We start from the raw sequence: 1,092 nt of genomic DNA on the forward strand, positions 1-1,092 counted from the left end.
ATTCCGCCAACCTCGTCTGGACTCAAGCCCGCCAGTATCCAGGGCAGTTCCACTGTTGAGCAGTGGGCTTTCACCCCGGACTTAACGGGCCGCCTACGCACCCTTTAAACCCAATAAATCCGGACAACGCTCGCACCCTCCGTATTACCGCGGCTGCTGGCACGGAGTTAGCCGGTGCTTATTCCTCAGGTACCGTCAGTTGAGGACGCATCCCCTTTTTCTTCCCTGAGAAAAGCCGTTTACAACCCAGAAGGCCTTCATCCGGCACGCGGCATGGCTGGGTCAGCCTCTCGGCCATTGCCCAATATTCCCTACTGCTGCCTCCCGTAGGAGTCTGGCCCGTATCTCAGTGCCAGTGTGGGGGATCAGCCTCTCAGCTCCCCTAAGCATCGTCGCCATGGTGAGCCGTTACCTCGCCATCTAGCTAATGCTACGCAACCCCATCCTTGACCAATAAATCTTTAACGACTAAGAGATGCCCCTCTATCGTCTTATGCGGTATTAATCCGCCTTTCGGCGGGCTATCCCCCAGTCAAGGGTAGGTTGGTTACGCGTTACGCACCCGTGCGCCACTAAGGGTATTGCTACCCTCCGTTCGACTTGCATGTATTAGGCCTGCCGCTAGCGTTCATCCTGAGCCAGGATCAAACTCTCCATTGTAAAAAATCTTCTACACTAGGCCGAAGCCTAGCTGATGTCAAGTGCTGATCCGACTCGTTGTTGTGACGAGTTCTCTTCGTCTGTTACGCTTGTCGTGGACCGCCCGAAAGCGGCCCTTACCATTTGTCTTTTCCTGTCATTCAAAGAACGTGTGCCTCACCCTGTTGGTGAAACCCTGCGCCACTCTCGTGGCTTGTAACTCCCTGTGCTTTCCGGCCTTCCTGTCGAAGTGGGCTGCAAAGGTAACTGCTTTTTCTTACTTCGCAAGCCTTTCGAAAAAACTTTTTTCTTTCCAGTTGTCTTGCCATCCCTTCCAGTTGAAGTGGGCTGCAAAGGTAACAACCTTTTCTTACTTTCCAACTACTAAAGACAACTTTTTTTTCGGTGTCCTCGTAGCAGCTGCTTCCGGTGGAAGCGGGGTGCAAAAGTAAG

At 53.1% G+C, this 1,092-nt stretch carries 1 rRNA gene; it reads right to left on the reverse strand.

Going from position 1 to position 1,092, the window contains the following annotated elements:
• Positions 1-660, reverse strand: a 16S ribosomal RNA gene (locus KYK14_RS21895); the annotation flags it as partial.
• Between the last annotated feature and the right edge of the window lie 432 nt (positions 661-1,092).

Source organism: Hymenobacter profundi (assembly GCF_019334315.1).
GTDB lineage: Bacteria > Bacteroidota > Bacteroidia > Cytophagales > Hymenobacteraceae > Hymenobacter > Hymenobacter profundi.